We start from the raw sequence: 15,181 nt of genomic DNA on the forward strand, positions 1-15,181 counted from the left end.
TCAGCGCGCGGCTTCGGCCTTCAGCGCCTGCAACACATAGAGCCGGATTGCCGAGGCCAGTCCGCAATCGGTGCCACGCTCTTCGTCGATCTCGGCTGCCAGCTCATTGATCGCACGGTCCTGATCTGCGGCGAGACGTCTAAACTCCGCCCAGAATGCATCTTCCAGCGACACCGAGGTCCGATGCCCGCGCAGGGTCAGAGAGCGTTTTTGCGGGCGCTCGCCAATCATCGGGGCGGGTTTTCTCTGCGTTGGCGACGCTTCATGGCGTGTCACTCGTCTCCATGGTCCAGTTTGTGCTGGTCAATGAGGGTTTTGTCGCGTGCCTCATCGGCCTTGTCGCGGGCCTTTTCGGTCTTGGTCCGACCATATTTGACAACGTTCTGATCCGCGCGGGCCTTTTTCTCGGCCCGCGCTTTTTGTTTCCGAAACCGGTTCAGATTGACCGGTTTTCCCATCACTTCGCTTTCGGGCCGATCATCTGTTCGGGACGAACGACCTTCTCAAAGGTCTCTTCGTCCACAAAGCCAAGCGCGATTGCCTCTTCCTTCAGCGTGGTGCCGTTCTTATGCGCGGTCTTCGCCACCTTGGTGGCGTTGTCGTAACCGATGGTCGGCGCCAGTGCGGTCACTAGCATCAGGCTCTCCGTCATCAGTTTTTCGATGCGCGGCTCGTTGGCCTTGATGCCGTTCAGCATCCGCTCGGTGAAGCTGTCCGCGGCGTCACCCAGAAGCTGGATGGATTGCAGCAGGTTGTAGGACATCATCGGGTTGTAGACGTTGAGTTCAAAGTGACCCTGCGAGCCTGCAAATTTGATCGCGGCGTCATTGCCCATGACGTGTGCGGCCACCTGCGTCAGCGCCTCGGCTTGGGTCGGATTCACCTTGCCCGGCATGATCGAGGAGCCGGGCTCGTTTTCGGGCAGCACCAACTCGCCCAGACCAGAGCGCGGGCCGGAGCCTAGGAACCGGATGTCGTTGGCGATCTTGTAGCAGCTGCCAGCGATGGTCGCGAGCGCGCCGGAGAGGAACACCATGGCGTCATGGGCGGCCAGTGCCTCGAACTTGTTCGGCGCGGTCACGAAGGGCAGGCCGGTGATTTCGGCCATGTTTGCAGCGACTTCCTCGCCCCAGCCCTCAACGGTGTTGAGGCCGGTGCCGACGGCGGTGCCGCCCTGCGCCAGCTCATAGATGCCGGGCATTGCCGCCTCGACCCGCGCCAGACCCTGACGGATCTGATGCGCGTAGCCGCCAAATTCCTGACCCAGTGTCAGCGGCGTGGCGTCCTGCGTATGGGTGCGGCCGATCTTGATGATGTCCTTGAACTCTTCCGCCTTGGCCTCCAGCCCTTCGGCCAGTTTGGTCAGGCCTGGCACCAGCACGTCACGCACGGACATTGCGGTGGCGATATGCATCGCGGTGGGGAAGGTGTCGTTGGAGGACTGACCCATGTTGCAGTGGTCGTTCGGGTGCACCGGATCCTTGGAGCCGATCACGCCGCCGAGGATCTCGATCGCACGGTTGGCGATCACCTCGTTGGAGTTCATGTTGGACTGGGTGCCGGAACCAGTCTGCCACACTACCAGCGGGAAGTTATCGTCGAACTTGCCCTCGATCACCTCACCTGCAGCCTGAATAACGGCATCGCCGATCTTGGCGTCGAGCTTGCCGGAGGCCTTGTTGGCCATGGCGCAGGCCTGCTTGATCACGCCGAGTGCGCGCACGATGGCGACGGGCTGTTTTTCCCACCCAATCGGGAAATTCATGATCGAACGCTGAGTCTGTGCCCCCCAATATTTATCGGAAGGGACCTCAAGCGGGCCAAAGCTGTCGGTTTCGGTGCGGGTGTTCGACATTGTGTCTGTCTCCGTCGCTGGTTCGGCCACCTGGATCAATAGGTGGTATACTGATGTATGCCGTTTACCCGTGCTTGCCGTCGGACGCAAATGTCTTGCGCGATCAGCGTGGATCGCTACGGGCCTCGGGCGATGGTATACTGCCCCAAATCCGCAAGTGCCATTGCCAGTTTGGGTTAGATGCATAGATTACACTGAAAGAGAGTCGCCAGACCGCCCCCTCAACAGGAGCTCGAACCCCAGATATGCGCAGGACTGTGATCAGCCAAACCCGGACCATGCCTGACATCAGACGTGTGACCCTATGGTGCTTCGTCGGGCTGAGCGCCCTTCTGCTTGCAATTCAGCCCGCGTTTGCCAGCGATACATTGCGCCGCTTCGTCGGAGAATACTCCGGCACCGCACAGGTCGAGCAGCTCGATGGCTCGGTTGAACAACGGGACATGAGTGTGGCCATTCGTGAAACCAGAAAGGGCTTCGAAGTGCAGTGGAGCACCGCGATCCAGCGGGCGAGTGGCGAAGAGAAGACCAAGACCTACAAGATCGAATTCCAGCCCACTGAGCGGAATGGGGTGTTCGCTGCAGCCATGAAGACCAACGTCTTTGGTCATACCGTCCAGATGAATGCGATGAAGGGGGAGCCCTTCGTCTGGGCGCGAGTGATCGACAAGACCCTGACGGTGTTCTCGCTCTATGTTGCTGAAAACGGGGATTACCTCATGCAGCAGTATGACCGGACCCTGGCCGACGGCGGATTGGAGCTCGACTTCTCACTCCACCGGAACGGGATGCCGTCGCGCAAGGTGTCGAGCTTTCTCACCCGCGACTGAGCGAACGCCGCGCGGGTGAAACGCGCAGTGCTGCACATATAAAAAAACGGCGCTGTGGAAAGATCCGCAGCGCCGCTTTTTTTTAACTGTTTATCGTGCTTACTTGCGAAAGCTGTCGAGGGACACCACATCCGCATCCTTCTTGGCGTCGGATGTGTCGTCACTTTCCTCCTGCTCATCAGGCAGTTCGCCTGCGATCTCCAACGGGGGCAGATCCTCGTCGTCGTCCTCGCTGGTGCTTTCGAACCGCAAACCAAATTCGACAGACGGATCGACAAATGTCTTGATCGCGTCATAGGGAATATACAGTGGCTCCGGCGCGTCACCAAAGTTCAGCGTGATCGCAAACCCTTCGTCGGTCACGTCGAGATTGTCGAACCAGTGTTGCACAACCACTGTCATTTCACCCGGGTAGCGGTCGGACAGCCAGTCGGCCAGTTCCGCGTCCGGATGTGATGTGTCGAACGTGATGAAGAAGTGATGAGCCCCCGGCAAGCCATTCGCAGCAACATCGTCTAGGACATTGCGGATCAGGCCACGCATGGCACGATGCATCAGGTTTCCATAGTCGATCTGACGGGACATCGTCTCACCTTTTGTTATTGGCAGGTATGGCCACGGCAGCGCCGCCCCGGCATCACACCCGTTCCTCTCCAGTTTTGGACCTATTTTGAGGGCATTGCAAGCCAAGCTGGCAGTCTTTAGCCAAGCGTGAAGCCATCGGCAATCAGCCCGAGACATGCCATTACCGCGAGCAACCACAAGATGCGTCCCCGCAGGGCGAAGGCAACCAAGGGCGCCAATACCGTCAGGGCCAGGGCCCGCACCTCTATGCTGTCGACAGCTGGAACGGCCAGCGAAAGCGGACCAAACTGGAGCTCTGTCTGACGACTGAACAGCAGATGCAGCAGGAACCAGACCGAGAGGTTGAGCATCATCCCCGCAACAGCTGCGGTGATCGCCTGCAACGCTCCGCGCAGGCGCGGCTGGTGGGTCAAACGCTCCACGTAAGGAGCAGTGGCAAAAATCCACAGGAAACACGGCGCAAATGTCGCCCAGAGCGCCACAATACCGGCGGCCAGGCCCAGAAGCGCGCCGCCTGTCTGGACGCCCGCGAGCATGGCGACAAATTGTGTCACCAGCACCAGCGGTCCGGGTGTGGTCTCTGCCAGCCCCAGCGCATCGATCATCTGGCCGGTGCTGATCCAGCCATGGGTGCTGACCACGGTCTGTGTCATATAGGCCAGAACCGCATAGGCCCCGCCAAAGGTCACCACGGCCAGTTTCGCAAAGAACCAGCCGATCGTGGCCAGGAACTCGGCGCCGATCAGGCTCAGCCCCAAGAGCGGCAGCAGCCACAGCGCGGTCCAGATGACGATGGTGCGCCAGTGATGTGCCGGAACCGCGTGTGCGGGCGGCGCGCTGTGCTCGGCTTCCGGAACCCTTGTCAAACCGATCAGCGCGGCGCCAAGCACAACCAGTGGAAACGGCAGGTTGAATGCAAAGATTGCAAGGAACCCGCCCAGCGCCAGCAGCCAGGCGCCTGTGGAGTGGAGCGCCTTGCGGGAAATCCGCCAGAGAGCCTGCATTACGATGACGACCACCGCTGCCTTGATCCCGAGAAACGCCGCCTGAACCGTCGGCAGCGTGCCGAAGGTCACGTAGAGCCAGACCAGTGCTGCAATGACGAACGCCCCGGGCAGCACAAACAGGCTGCCCGCCAGCAGGCCGCCGCGGATACCGCGCAACCGCCAGCCCGCATATGTGGCAAGCTGCATGGCTTCGGGGCCTGGCAGCAACATGCAAAAGGACAGGCCGCGGAGGAATTTCTCTTCACTCAGCCAACGGTGTCTGTCGACCAGTTCCCGGTGCATCAGCGCGATCTGCGCCGCTGGTCCCCCGAAGCTCAGGAGGCCGATCAGACCAAAACACTGAAACAGAACGCCCCATGAAGGCGCGAGATGCGAGGGGGGAGAAGTTTGCGTCATGACACCGCTCAGGTCATTTCGAGTCTCGCCCTTGTAGCAGAGCGGAGCACGCTCACCAGCGCTATGGCAGCGGACGCACAACAAAAAATATCAATGCGACAAGGATGTTCTCGCACGCAGGTATCCAAACGGGGTCGAGGTCCGGATTACCGGAGCGGCCTCATTCGACCCAGGTCAGGCGCTCGCCGGTCATGCAGACGGGCAGGGAGTCCGTGGGCAGCTGGCCCAGCTGTTCGAACATCCGCAAGTAGTCGAAATCAGTGTAGAATTCGATAAAACGGCCGTCGCGCACCCGGACGGTCACATGCCCCGTAAAGTCAAGTTTCTGAGCATGACTGTGGCCTACGCCATTGACCCTGACCCGCACCATCGCGAGATCACCTTCGTCCATACTGTGAGTGATGGTGACATGTGCCTGATCCAGCAGCGCCTTCATCGCCGTCACCACTTCCTTGTAGTCCACGCCAGGCGAAACAACGGAATCCAAAGATCCGTTGAACACGACATCTGGGTCAAGAAGCTCGTCGATGACGGCGAGGTTATCCTTGTTCCAGACCTCTTCGAACCAGTGGTGCAGCAGCGCGCTGTTTTTCATTTTCGGTGCATTTCATAAACTGACAATTGCGGAAGGCGCCTCCTACAGGTCTGCGCCCGGAAAAGTCGAGAGCGAACTGTCGATATTCCGTAAGTATAGCGTGAAATCTCGACCATAGGACATAAAATTCCCGACCAAATTGTCGAGATTTGAAGCTATCCAACGTAAAATCAGATTTCGTATTCTCAATGTCAGAGGGTATGAAGTGCAGGTTTCTGTTGCCAGGTACCTGCGAACCCCGCCTTACGCTGCTAGGCACAAGGACTTAAGTTCGGTTCAACTCGAACTGCTTACGCAGCCAGAGCAACCGGAGCACGATTGTCGTTTGCAATTGTACTGTTTTCGCCGGTAACGGTGGCAGACAGCCGAGACAAAGCTAACCCCTTTAGACGTCCGTCGATCCTATTTCGGCCCCACAGTCCTGATCGCTATCCCCAAACGAAGGATGCAGCCAGTGGTAGGTTGGTGGAGCCGCCGGGTACCGCCCCCGGGTCCGATCCGTTTATTACGAGCGCGTTTATGTCCATAGTTCCCGAAGGAACAGAATGAATATAGGCGAGGTGGGGACGGAGTTAAAGGGGGAAATGACGCGCGATTGTGCGGTCTCTGTCCGGCGTGCTGTGCGAAAGATAAAGAGGTTCAGCGCTTTGTGGCGCGTCGTGCAAACACATCGGCGGCCAGTTTTCGGGTTTCTTCCTCAAGTGCTGTAAGCCCTGTGACGGCGTCTTCGCCCGCACCAGCCTCGATGGCATCGGCGATGCGCGCGTGCAGTGCCAGAATGGTGGCGCGGTCACGTGCGGTGAAGGTGATCATGTTCATCAAGGGCTGCATTGCCTCCACCGACCCGGCCAGCTGATAGGACAGCACCGGGTTATGGGCGCCGTCCACCAGGGCCCGGTGAAAGGCAACGTCGGAGGCGCAGAAGGCCTCATCGGTCAGGCCCGGCTGGCCTTGGCGAAAAATCTCGGCGCGCATGGTGGCCAGCTGGTCGGCACTGCGGCGCGCAGCAGACAGGGGCGCACAGGCGCGTTCCAGCGCGTAACGGGCCTCGCAGGCGGTATCAAAACTGACCGCGTTCATACTCAGCAGCAGCGTCGAGGTGGTGATCTGCTGGCTGTAGGCGTCTTCGAAGCTGAGGCGATTGACAAAGGCCCCACCGGTGGCGCCGCGCTGGGTGCGGATCAGGGACTGCGCCGCCAGCCGTTTTAACCCTTCGCGCACCGTGGCGCGGGAGACCTGGAACTGTTCGGCCAGCTCCGCCTCCGAAGGTAGCCGTTCATCCACGATCAGATCGCCGGAGATGATCGCATCCCGGATGGCGCCGGCGATCTGCGCAGAAAGATCCGCGGTGCTGTTGGGGTCGATCTTCATCGCGTTGTGCCCTCACGTCAGATGGGGTCGGTGGAAAAATCATTTGTCAGACATTTAAAAGTCTGACATTTGATTCACAAGGTAATTCGACTCGCATCGATAGGGGGAGGCCCGTGAAAACACCATGCTGAAGGCGCGCCTGACACAAAGCATTCGCCAGATGACCGGCCTGCATTGGCTGATGTTGTTCGGGGGCATACTGCTGGCTTGGGCTGCGCTTTTTGCCATGTCGGTGCCGAGCGATCTGCGTGCAGCGGGCGCGATCTACGGCGCGGAGTTCTGGCTGCAGCTCTGCACCATGACGCCGGATGCGGCAGGCGCGGCAAAGATGGTGCTGATGTGGGTGCTGATGTCGGCCGCGATGATGGCCCCCACGGCGCTGCCGGCCTTTGCCACCTATGACGACCTCGGCCAAACGGCGGAGGGCACGCGGTTTGGCGATCTGGTCTTTGGCTATCTTGCTGTGTGGGTCGGCTTTTCGCTGCTGGCGGCGGGAATGCAAATGCTGCTGCTGCGGGCGGATCTGGTTAGTGTGTTTGGCGACAGCCGCTCTGGGATCCTGTCCGGTGGCCTGTTGCTGGTCGCAGGCGCCTATCAGTTCACGCAGCTGAAGGAGGCCTGCCTGTCCAAATGCCGCCGCCCGCTGGTGTTTTTCATGCAGCATTGGGAGGAGGGCCCCCTGCGCAACGGGCTGCGGCTCGGCGCGGTGTGCCTTGGCTGCTGTTGGGCGCTGATGCTGCTGGCGTTCGTCGGCGGGGTGATGAACCTCGCCTTCATGGGGCTGGCAACCCTGTTCATGGTTCTGGAAAAACTGCCCGAGATCGGACGCTGGCTGACCCGCCCCATGGGGGCGTTGCTGCTGCTGTCCGGCACTTGGGTCATCGTGACAACATTTTAGAGGGAGGAGACACATCATGGCGAGCGATCAGGTGATGACCGCAGAACAGGGCGCAGCCGCGCCGAAGAAGACAGGGCAGGAGATCCCACCCTGGGCGATCAAGGGCGAGTTGATTCTGAACTGCAATTGCACCGTTTTTTGCCCCTGCGTGGTGTCGCTGGGCAAACATGCCCCCACCGAGGGCTATTGCCAGGCCTGGGCCGGGGTGCGCATCGACGAGGGGCATTTTGGCGACACGGATCTGTCGGGTCTCAACGTCGGGCTGATCCTGGAGATCCCCGGCCTGATGGCGCGCGGCAACTGGAAGGCGGCGGCCTATATCGACGACCGCGCCAGCGAGGACGCCTATGACGGGTTGATCGATATTTTCTCCGGCAAGGCGCGGGGCACCACCGGCTTGTTCAAGGTGCTGGTGAGCGAATTCCTCGGTGCGGAACGCGCGCCCGTGACGTTCGAGACCGAGGGCAAGACCCGCCGGCTGATCGTCGGCAAGCAGATCCACGGCGAAGTGGTGCCGGTGGGCGGCGCCGACAGCGAGCAGGACATCGTGGTCACCAATACCGAATACTGGATGGGCCCCGACATCACCGTCGCCACCGCCACCAAGGGCCGGGTACGTGCCTTTGGCCGGGTTTGGGACTTTGACGGCCGCTCTGCCGAGATCTGCCAGATCGACTGGAAAGGTCCACGTTAAGGTGACACCGGGCGGCGGCCAGACTGGCGCGCCGCTCATCCCAACACTCGTGCCATGAAAGGGATCGCCATGGCCGTTATTCAACCCAATATCTCCCTGTCCCGCCGCCTGCGCCGCACCCCGTTTTCCGACGGGGTCGAGGCGGCAGGCGTGAAAGGCTACACGGTCTATAATCACATGCTGCTGCCGACGGTGTTCGACAGTGTCGAGGCGGATTATCACCACCTCAAACGGCATGTGCAGGTCTGGGACGTATCCTGCGAACGTCAGGTGGAGCTGCGTGGCCCCGATGCAGGGCGTCTGATGCAGATGCTCACCCCGCGGGATCTGCGCGGCATGATGCCCGGTCAGTGTTACTATGTACCCATCGTGGATGAGACCGGCGGCATGCTGAACGATCCGGTCGCGGTCAAGCTGGCCGAGGACCGCTGGTGGATTTCCATTGCCGACAGTGATCTTCTCTATTGGGTCAAGGGCGTCGCCAACGGCTGGCGGCTGGATGTGCTGGTGGATGAACCGGATGTTTCGCCGCTGGCCATTCAGGGACCCAAGGCCGAGGATCTGATGGCCCGGGTCTTTGGCGAGACCGTGCGCGCAATCCGTTTCTTTCGCTTTGGTGTCTACCAGTTCGAGGGCCGCGACATGGTGGTGGCGCGCTCGGGATATTCCAAGCAGGGTGGGTTCGAGATCTACGTGGAGGGCGGCGATATCGGGATGGCGCTCTGGTCCCGCCTGTTCGAGGCGGGCGCCGATCTGGAAGTGCGGGCGGGCTGCCCCAACCTGATCGAGCGGATCGAGAGTGGTCTCTTGAGCTATGGCAACGACATGACCGACGACAACACGCCGCATGAATGCGGGCTGGGCCGCTTCTGCAACACCCATACGGCGATCGGCTGTATCGGCCGTGACGCCCTGTTGCGGGTCGCCAAGGAAGGCCCGGTGCAGCAGATTCGCCCCATCGCCATCAGTGGCGAGGCGGTGCCGCCCTGTGACCGGTTCTGGCCGCTCTATGCCAATGGTCGCCGGGTGGGACGGGTGTCCTCGGCCACTTGGTCGCCGGATCACGCCACCAATGTCGCGATCGGCATGGTGAAGATGACCCATTGGGACGCGGGCTCTCGCGTCGAGGTCGAGACACCGGACGGCATGCGCGATGCGACCGTCCATGAGACATTCTGGAATTAACGGGAGAGATCAACATGTTCAAAGCACTGGTGATGACGAAAGACGCAGACAGCGGCAAGGCCTCTGCGGCCATTGAAGAGCTGAACGAGGATCAGTTGCCCGACGGCGAGGTCACTGTTGCGGTCGACTATTCCACCGTGAACTACAAGGACGGCCTCTGCCTCAGCGCCAAGGGCGGCGGCTTGGTGCGCAATTATCCCCATGTGCCGGGGATCGATTTTGCTGGCACCGTGGAGGCATCTTCGGATGATCGCTACAAGTCGGGCGACAAGGTGGTGCTGACCGGCTGGCGCGTGGGCGAGGCCCATTGGGGCGGCTATGCGCAAAAGGCGCGCGTGAAGGCCGACTGGCTGGTGCCGCTGCCCGATGGGCTGGATGCGCGTGAGGCCATGGCCGTGGGCACTGCTGGTTTCACCGCCATGCTTGCCGTGATGGCACTGGAAGATCACGGGCTGAAGCCGGGGCAGGGCCCGGTGCTGGTGACGGGGGCTGCCGGTGGCGTCGGCTCGGTTGCTACCGCGATCCTTGGCCATCTGGGCTATGAGGTTGCCGCCGTGACGGGCCGTCCGGAGACGAGTGACTATCTCAAGAGCCTCGGCGCCACCCAGATCGTACCGCGCAATGAGCTCAACGAGACCGTCAAGCGTCCGCTTGAAAGCGAGAACTGGGCGGGCTGCGTCGATGCGGTTGGCGGTGACATGCTGGCGCGAGTGCTCGGGCAGATGAAATACGGCGCATCGGTCGCCGCCGTGGGCCTTGCCGGGGGGGCGGCACTGCCCGCCACGGTGATCCCCTTCCTGCTGCGTGGCGTGAACCTGCTGGGCATCAATTCTGTGATGCAGCCGTTCGAGAACCGTCAGCGCGCCTGGCAACGCATTGCAACCGACCTGCCTATGGACAAGCTGGAGGCCATGGTGCAGCCGGCAACATTGTCCGATCTGCCAAAACTGGGCGCGGATATCCTCGCCGGTCAGGTCAAGGGTCGCGTGGTTGTCGATGTGAACGGCTGACCCGCCCACAGGGACACGGATCTTACCTCGGCCCACGGGCCGGGGCGCGCGTTGCGTCGGGTTAAAGCGTCGCAATTCTTCGTTTCTAGGCTTGATCTTATGGCGTGAACTTGCACTCTCTGTCGCGAACATTCTGGAATAGAGACGAGAGACGCCATGGATATCGACTTTGTCCGAAATCAGTTTCCGGCCTTCGTGGAACCCTCGCTGCAAGGGCAGGCGTTTTTCGAGAACGCAGGCGGGTCCTACACCTGTCGTCAGGTGATCGACAGATTGATGCGCTTTTATACGCAGCACAAGGTTCAGCCCTACGCCCCCTACGCCGCATCCGAAGCGGCAGGGGCAGAGATGGATGAGGCGCGCAATCGGCTTGGCGCGCTGCTTGGTGTGCGTGCCAAGGATGTAAGCTTTGGCCCCTCGACGACCCAGAACACCTATGTCTTGGCGCAGGCCTTTCGGCAGTTCCTGCAACCGGGCGAGAAGATCATCGTCACGAATCAGGATCACGAAGCAAATTCCGGCCCCTGGCGTCGATTGGCGGAGGCGGGGATCGAGGTCGTGGAGTGGCAGATCGACCCGGCCACCGGCCACCTCGACCCGAACGCGCTAGAGCCGCTGTTGGATGAAAGCGTGCGGCTGGTCTGTTTCCCGCATTGCTCCAACGTGGTGGGCGAGATCAACCCGGTGACCGAAATCACCGCATTGGCCCATGCCGCCGGCGCCTTTGTCTGCGTCGATGGCGTGTCCTACGCACCGCACGGCCTGCCGAATTTGGGTGAGCTTGGTCCGGATATCTACCTGTTTTCCGCCTATAAGACCTATGGGCCGCATCAGGGCATTATGGTCATCAATCCGGCACTGGCCGAGATCCTGCCCAACCAGGGGCACTATTTTAATGGCGATGTTCCTTACAAACGTTTCACGCCCGCAGGTCCGGATCATGCGCAGGTCGCCGCCTGCGCCGGCATAGCGGACTACTTCGAGGCATTGGCAGATCACCATGGTGCATCCGACCTTCGGGGCGCGGCAATTGGAACCTTCGTGCATGACCTGATGCGCGAGCGTGAAATTGCACTGCTTCAGCCGTTGCTCGACGCGGTGAAGGATCGCAATGACCTGCGCCTGCTTGGCCCCTCGGTTGCGCAGGAGCGCGCTCCGACCGTCACATTGGCCCTAGGGCGCAGCGCTGAACCGGTGGCACGGCAGTTGTCCGAACATGGCATCATGGCCGGTGCGAGCGATTTCTACGCCGTGCGCGCCCTGTCTGCGATGGGGGTCGACCCCGCGCAGGGCGTGCTGCGGCTGAGTTTCACCCATTATACCAGCGAGTCGGAGGTGACAGGGCTGATCGAGGCCCTAGATCGCATCCTGTAACGTTCGGACGATCAAGGGATATGACTGACCATGGCTGACACCCGACCGGTGATCTGGTGGATCCGGCGCGACCTGCGCCTGCGCGACAACCCGGCCCTGAGCGCCGCATTGGAGACGGGTGCGCCGATCATCCCGCTCTACATCCACGACCCGCAGGACGAAGGGTTGGGAGCAGCGCCCAAGTTCCGGCTTGGCCTTGGGTTGGAGCGGTTCGCCAAGGCGCTGGAAGGGCGCGGCAGTCGCCTGACCCTGCGCCGGGGCAAGGCGCTTGATGTGTTGCGCGACGTGATCGCAGAAAGCGGCGCCGATCAGGTCGTCTGGTCCCGGCTTTATGACCCGGAGGCGATCAAACGCAATTCAGAGATCAAGGAGCAGCTCAAAGCCGATGATATCACGGTAAAATCCACTGGCGGCCGTCTGATGTTCGAGCCTTGGACCGTGGCGACCAAAGAGGGCGGCATGTACAAGGTCTACACGCCGTTTTGGAAATCGGTCCGCGACCGCGGCGTTGATGATCTGATCGACGCGCCCGCACGCCTGGCCAAACCCGAGGATTGGCCCAAAACCGACCGGCTGGCCGACTACTCCATGGGCGCCGCCATGCGCCGCGGAGCGGACGTCGTAGCGCCCTATTGCCGGGTGGGCGAAGACGCGGCGCTCGAACAGCTGGACGATTTCCTCGACGACCGCGTGGCCAGCTACAAGACGGACCGGGATTTCCCGGCGCGGGCGGCCACCTCGGAACTCTCGGAGAATCTGGCCTGGGGCGAGATCAGCCCGCACCGCATGTGGCACTTGGGCGCGCGCGCCATGGCGAATGGCAAACAGGGCGCGGAGCATTTCCTCAAGGAGGTGGTCTGGCGCGAGTTTGCCTATCATCTGATGTATCACTCTCCACAGATCCTGACCCGCAACTGGCGCGAGGAATGGGACGGGTTCCCCTGGCAGGAAGATCCGGGCGAAGCCTTGTTGCGCTGGCAGCAGGGGCGAACCGGATATGATTTCGTCGATGCGGCGATGCGTGAACTCTATGTCACCGGCAAGATGCACAATCGCGCCCGGATGATCGTGGCGAGTTTCCTGACCAAGCATCTGATGATCCACTGGAAGCACGGCATGCAATGGTTTGAGGACTGTCTGGTTGACTGGGATCCAGCCTCCAATGCGATGGGGTGGCAATGGGTTGCGGGCTCTGGCCCCGATGCGGCACCCTTCTTTCGCATTTTCAATCCCGATGGTCAGTTGGTGAAGTTCGACCCCAAGGGGCGATATGTGCGCAATTGGATTGCGGAGGGGCAGTCTGATTGCCCGCGCACGGCGCTTGATTTCTACGACGCGATCCCGCGCAGTTGGGAGCTGGACCCCGACATGAAGCGCCCCGAGCCTGTGATCGACCTCAAGCGCGGGCGTGAGCGCGCGTTGGAGGCCTATAAGGACAGCCGAGACACAGGATGACCGTCGTCCGGACGATGTCTCCTAGATGAGGGATTGAGGCCACCCGTCCAGAGAAAACCCGTGTTGCCACTGGATTTGTGAAGACCCTGGGCCTACCGTGGGCCTCGATCAAGCAGCTTCGCAGGAACAAATACACGATGCCCACTGCAGCCCGCCTGGTGGCGGCATTTGCCCTTGCCGCCCTGGCTTTTGTCCTGTCGGGGCAAATCATGCCGCTGATGCCCGATGATACTGACTTTGGTTATTTCACGCATGTGAACATGGGCTTGGCGCTTGTTGTCGGCTGGCGCGTTATCGGCCCGCGTGCCGGGCGCGGTCTGGTGCCCGGCATCAACAACGGTCTTACGGGCACCGCGGTTCTGGTGCTTCTGGCGCTGGTCCTGCAAGGCGCCGTAGAGATGTTCCGTCTTGCCAATCGGCATATCTACGACGGTCCATTCGAGGCGTTGGCTGCGATTTTTACGATCGCTCTGGAGTATTTTTTCATCATGGCGGTCCCAAACGTTCTGGTGACATTTGTGCTTGGTGGTGTGGTTGTTGGACTGGTGACTGAAACTGCCAATAAACGCTGGAAATAATGGCTGTAGATCAGGGTCATCCCGCACGACAGATGTCTATGTGCAGGAGCTGTTCGGCGGTCAGCGGTGCTTCGGTCGGGCGACATATGCAGTAAAGTCATCTCGTTCCAAGAATCGATGACGCAGGTAGACGACCGTACCTTTCAGGACAGGCCTTTGGTGACAGCAGCGCTCTGGCTGGCGCGTCACAGGGACCGTCTTCGCGCTGAATTCGGCTGACACCACGTGCCAGACCTGCGCTGAGCCTTGCGCGCCCTTGTGATCGTGCTTGGCCCCGGCTACATCAAAAGGGAACGAGCGAAAGGGACCTCCATGCGCATTGCACGCGATCTGGCCGATGCGGTCGGCCATACCCCTCTGATCCGTCTGAACAAAGTCAGCGAAGAGACCGGCTGCGAAATTCTTGGCAAGGCGGAGTTCTTGAACCCCGGCCAATCCGTCAAGGATCGCGCGGCGCTCTATATCATCAAGGATGCGATTGCCCGGGGCGATTTGAAGCCTGGAGGCACAATTGTCGAAGGCACCGCAGGCAACACCGGCATCGGTCTGGCGCTGGTTGGGGCCTCCATGGGCTTCAAGACGGTGATCGTGATCCCGGAAACCCAGTCCGAAGAAAAGAAGGACATGCTGCGTCTTGCCGGGGCGCAACTGGTCCAGGTGCCTGCCGCGCCGTATAAGAATCCGAACAACTATGTTCGCTATTCGGAGCGTCTTGCGGCTGAGCTTGCCAAAACCGAACCAAATGGTGCGATCTGGGCCAATCAGTTCGACAACGTGGCCAACCGTCAGGCCCATGTGGAAACCACAGGGCCGGAGATCTGGGAGCAGACGGGCGGTAAGGTCGATGGCTTCATCTGCGCCGTTGGCTCTGGTGGCACCTTGGCCGGTATCGCCGAGGCGCTGCAGCCCAAGGGGGTGAAGATCGGTCTTGCGGATCCAAACGGTGCCGCGCTCTATTCCTTCTACACCACCGGAGAGCTGGCGTCTGAAGGATCCTCCATCACCGAAGGAATCGGGCAGGGGCGGATCACCAAGAATCTGGAAGGTCTCAAGCCTGACTTCAACTATCAGATCCCCGACGCCGAGGCGCTGCCTTACGTTTTCGACCTGCTGCACGAAGAAGGACTGGTACTGGGCGGATCTTCGGGCATCAACATCGCCGGGGCCGTGCGTCTGGCCAAGGACATGGGGCCGGGCCATACCATCGTCACCGTGCTTTGCGATTACGGCACGCGCTACCAGTCGAAACTGTTCAACCCGGATTTCCTGAAGGAAAAGGGCCTGCCGGTTCCGGACTGGATGAAACATAGCCCGGCCTCCATACCCGGCGTGTTCGAGGACAGCTGAT

16 protein-coding genes and 1 other RNA gene are annotated in these 15,181 nt (G+C 60.9%); 9 read left to right on the plus strand and 8 right to left on the minus strand.

The window, feature by feature from the left end:
- From R1T40_RS04645 to fumC, 3 genes are read right to left on the minus strand one after another with little or no spacing between them, the layout of a single operon-like run.
- Positions 1–231 carry a ribbon-helix-helix domain-containing protein gene (locus tag R1T40_RS04645; protein ID WP_317386944.1) on the minus strand — a complete coding sequence of 77 codons (231 nt, stop codon included), beginning with the start codon at positions 229–231 and terminating at the stop codon, positions 1–3.
- A gap of 41 nt (positions 232–272) precedes the next feature.
- On the minus strand, positions 273–458 hold the full coding sequence (locus R1T40_RS04650; RefSeq protein WP_106163972.1) for a DUF4169 family protein: 186 nt from the start codon (positions 456–458) through the stop codon (positions 273–275).
- Positions 458–1,855 carry a class II fumarate hydratase gene (fumC, locus tag R1T40_RS04655; RefSeq protein WP_317386050.1) on the minus strand — a complete coding sequence of 466 codons (1,398 nt, stop codon included), beginning with the start codon at positions 1,853–1,855 and terminating at the stop codon, positions 458–460. The genes R1T40_RS04650 and fumC overlap by 1 nt, the downstream gene beginning before the upstream one ends.
- 278 nt (positions 1,856–2,133) lie before the next feature.
- Here fumC and R1T40_RS04660 point away from each other — a divergent pair, with 278 nt between their 5' ends.
- Positions 2,134–2,685: a hypothetical protein gene (locus R1T40_RS04660; protein ID WP_317386051.1), complete on the plus strand. Its 552-nt coding sequence runs from the start codon at positions 2,134–2,136 to the stop codon at positions 2,683–2,685.
- A 99-nt stretch (positions 2,686–2,784) separates the two neighbouring features.
- Here R1T40_RS04660 and R1T40_RS04665 read toward each other — a convergent pair whose 3' ends face one another.
- From R1T40_RS04665 to R1T40_RS04685, 5 genes are all read right to left on the minus strand, one after another.
- Positions 2,785–3,270 carry an SspB family protein gene (locus R1T40_RS04665; protein WP_106163975.1) on the minus strand — a complete coding sequence of 162 codons (486 nt, stop codon included), beginning with the start codon at positions 3,268–3,270 and terminating at the stop codon, positions 2,785–2,787.
- Between the two features lie 116 nt (positions 3,271–3,386).
- Positions 3,387–4,673, minus strand: a complete 1,287-nt coding sequence (chrA, locus tag R1T40_RS04670; RefSeq protein WP_317386052.1) for a chromate efflux transporter — start codon at positions 4,671–4,673, stop codon at positions 3,387–3,389.
- A gap of 160 nt (positions 4,674–4,833) precedes the next feature.
- Positions 4,834–5,268 carry an ester cyclase gene (locus R1T40_RS04675; RefSeq protein WP_317386053.1) on the minus strand — a complete coding sequence of 145 codons (435 nt, stop codon included), beginning with the start codon at positions 5,266–5,268 and terminating at the stop codon, positions 4,834–4,836.
- Positions 5,269–5,472: 204 nt separating this feature from the next.
- Positions 5,473–5,849: a transfer-messenger RNA gene (ssrA, locus tag R1T40_RS04680) on the minus strand.
- Between the two features lie 58 nt (positions 5,850–5,907).
- Entirely contained in the window at positions 5,908–6,639 is a 732-nt protein-coding gene (locus tag R1T40_RS04685) for a FadR/GntR family transcriptional regulator (protein WP_106163978.1), read from the minus strand.
- 124 nt (positions 6,640–6,763) lie between these two features.
- On the opposite strand from R1T40_RS04685, the gene R1T40_RS04690 reads away from it, so the two are divergent.
- The 8 genes from R1T40_RS04690 (at position 6,764) to R1T40_RS04725 (ending at position 15,180) form a co-directional block, all read left to right on the plus strand.
- A complete protein-coding gene (locus R1T40_RS04690) occupies positions 6,764–7,537 on the plus strand; it encodes a DUF2182 domain-containing protein (RefSeq protein WP_317386054.1) in 774 nt (257 codons plus the stop codon).
- A gap of 34 nt (positions 7,538–7,571) precedes the next feature.
- Positions 7,572–8,231 carry a DUF1326 domain-containing protein gene (locus R1T40_RS04695; RefSeq protein ID WP_106164120.1) on the plus strand — a complete coding sequence of 220 codons (660 nt, stop codon included), beginning with the start codon at positions 7,572–7,574 and terminating at the stop codon, positions 8,229–8,231.
- Positions 8,232–8,300: 69 nt separating this feature from the next.
- On the plus strand, positions 8,301–9,416 hold the full coding sequence (locus R1T40_RS04700; protein WP_317386055.1) for a dimethylsulfoniopropionate demethylase: 1,116 nt from the start codon (positions 8,301–8,303) through the stop codon (positions 9,414–9,416).
- A 14-nt stretch (positions 9,417–9,430) separates the two neighbouring features.
- Positions 9,431–10,426, plus strand: a complete 996-nt coding sequence (gene acuI, locus R1T40_RS04705; RefSeq protein ID WP_317386056.1) for an acryloyl-CoA reductase — start codon at positions 9,431–9,433, stop codon at positions 10,424–10,426.
- A gap of 156 nt (positions 10,427–10,582) precedes the next feature.
- Positions 10,583–11,800 (plus strand): aminotransferase class V-fold PLP-dependent enzyme, encoded by a 1,218-nt coding sequence (locus R1T40_RS04710; protein WP_317386057.1) that lies wholly within the window; start codon positions 10,583–10,585, stop codon positions 11,798–11,800.
- A gap of 30 nt (positions 11,801–11,830) precedes the next feature.
- A complete protein-coding gene (locus R1T40_RS04715) occupies positions 11,831–13,255 on the plus strand; it encodes a cryptochrome/photolyase family protein (RefSeq protein WP_317386058.1) in 1,425 nt (474 codons plus the stop codon).
- Between the two features lie 137 nt (positions 13,256–13,392).
- Positions 13,393–13,833 (plus strand): TrgA family protein, encoded by a 441-nt coding sequence (locus R1T40_RS04720; RefSeq protein ID WP_317386059.1) that lies wholly within the window; start codon positions 13,393–13,395, stop codon positions 13,831–13,833.
- Between the two features lie 312 nt (positions 13,834–14,145).
- A complete protein-coding gene (locus R1T40_RS04725) occupies positions 14,146–15,180 on the plus strand; it encodes a cysteine synthase A (RefSeq protein ID WP_317386060.1) in 1,035 nt (344 codons plus the stop codon).
- The last annotated feature ends 1 nt before the right edge of the window (position 15,181 follow it).

The organism is Tritonibacter scottomollicae (assembly GCF_032924845.1).
GTDB lineage: Bacteria > Pseudomonadota > Alphaproteobacteria > Rhodobacterales > Rhodobacteraceae > Epibacterium > Epibacterium scottomollicae.

Bases quoted from the DNA above. Each gene is read 5' to 3' on its own strand.
- R1T40_RS04645 (WP_317386944.1), bottom strand. From the start codon at position 231: ATGATTGGCGAGCGCCCGCAAAAACGCTCTCTGACCCTGCGCGGGCAT.
- R1T40_RS04650 (WP_106163972.1), bottom strand. From the start codon at position 458: ATGGGAAAACCGGTCAATCTGAACCGGTTTCGGAAACAAAAAGCGCGG.
- fumC (WP_317386050.1), bottom strand. From the start codon at position 1,855: ATGTCGAACACCCGCACCGAAACCGACAGCTTTGGCCCGCTTGAGGTC.
- R1T40_RS04660 (WP_317386051.1), top strand. From the start codon at position 2,134: ATGCCTGACATCAGACGTGTGACCCTATGGTGCTTCGTCGGGCTGAGC.
- R1T40_RS04665 (WP_106163975.1), bottom strand. From the start codon at position 3,270: ATGTCCCGTCAGATCGACTATGGAAACCTGATGCATCGTGCCATGCGT.
- chrA (WP_317386052.1), bottom strand. From the start codon at position 4,673: ATGACGCAAACTTCTCCCCCCTCGCATCTCGCGCCTTCATGGGGCGTT.
- R1T40_RS04675 (WP_317386053.1), bottom strand. From the start codon at position 5,268: ATGAAAAACAGCGCGCTGCTGCACCACTGGTTCGAAGAGGTCTGGAAC.
- R1T40_RS04685 (WP_106163978.1), bottom strand. From the start codon at position 6,639: ATGAAGATCGACCCCAACAGCACCGCGGATCTTTCTGCGCAGATCGCC.
- R1T40_RS04690 (WP_317386054.1), top strand. From the start codon at position 6,764: ATGCTGAAGGCGCGCCTGACACAAAGCATTCGCCAGATGACCGGCCTG.
- R1T40_RS04695 (WP_106164120.1), top strand. From the start codon at position 7,572: ATGACCGCAGAACAGGGCGCAGCCGCGCCGAAGAAGACAGGGCAGGAG.
- R1T40_RS04700 (WP_317386055.1), top strand. From the start codon at position 8,301: ATGGCCGTTATTCAACCCAATATCTCCCTGTCCCGCCGCCTGCGCCGC.
- acuI (WP_317386056.1), top strand. From the start codon at position 9,431: ATGTTCAAAGCACTGGTGATGACGAAAGACGCAGACAGCGGCAAGGCC.
- R1T40_RS04710 (WP_317386057.1), top strand. From the start codon at position 10,583: ATGGATATCGACTTTGTCCGAAATCAGTTTCCGGCCTTCGTGGAACCC.
- R1T40_RS04715 (WP_317386058.1), top strand. From the start codon at position 11,831: ATGGCTGACACCCGACCGGTGATCTGGTGGATCCGGCGCGACCTGCGC.
- R1T40_RS04720 (WP_317386059.1), top strand. From the start codon at position 13,393: ATGCCCACTGCAGCCCGCCTGGTGGCGGCATTTGCCCTTGCCGCCCTG.
- R1T40_RS04725 (WP_317386060.1), top strand. From the start codon at position 14,146: ATGCGCATTGCACGCGATCTGGCCGATGCGGTCGGCCATACCCCTCTG.